Here is a 792-nt window from a genome sequence, read left to right on the forward strand (position 1 = left end):
GTGTAGATGGTGCCCAGGCCCATCTGACAGATGATGGTGCCGAGAACGATTAAGCTGCGATTTGCCGGTTTGGTGTTCATGGCCGGTCTCCTTCCTGTGTGTGCGTTGCCGGGCGTGAGCCGCTGGCTGAAATTTGCGGGGTGAAGCTGTGTTCGCGCGGTATGGGCTTATTATATGGCCGGCCCCCCCGGCGGGGGGAGGATCGGGAATTCGTTGCACGGCGGCAGGGATGGAATGCATGTTATGCGGCGTGAGTTGCCGTTTTTGCGCCGAAAAGCGCGTGAAATGCCGCGGGTGGCACGTGATCTACATCAAAGATATCAACGATTTATTGTTAACTGCCGGTGAACGATTGTGGTGAAATTGTGAAGGATGCGTCTGAAAGGCGTAAATCGGCATTGCGCCTATAGAGCGGCGATGAGCGCGGGACTATGTTATCTGCGATCGGACGAGGTCCGCTCTGCAGGAGTCCATGAAATGAAAAAAACGCTGTTGTTACTGGCCGCGCTGCTGGCGCTGCCGCTGGCGAGCCAGGCCGACGTGTCCATCGGTGTGAACGTGCCGGGTCTGTCGTTGCATATCGGCGATCGCGATAATCGCGGCCACTACTGGGACGGCTATCGCTGGCGCGATCCGCGCTGGTGGGCCGATCACCACCGGTATGAACGCCCGCGCGGGTACTATTATGGCCCGCCGCCACGGGTGATTTACTACGGGCCGCCGCGGCGCGACTGGCGAGACCGGCCGCATTACCGCATGCCGCCACCGCCGCCGCCCGGCTATTACTACCGT

Annotated in this window: 1 protein-coding gene; it reads left to right on the top strand. The window is 60.2% G+C overall.

All coding sequences use genetic code 11. The features are described from left to right. Positions 1-477 precede the first annotated feature (477 nt). The coding region (locus BJP35_RS00110; protein WP_086462850.1) for a DUF2502 domain-containing protein at positions 478-792 on the top strand (315 nt) is incomplete at its 3' end.

The organism is Enterobacter sp. J49 (genome assembly GCF_002148625.1).
In the GTDB taxonomy this organism is placed as follows: domain Bacteria; phylum Pseudomonadota; class Gammaproteobacteria; order Enterobacterales; family Enterobacteriaceae; genus Enterobacter; species Enterobacter ludwigii.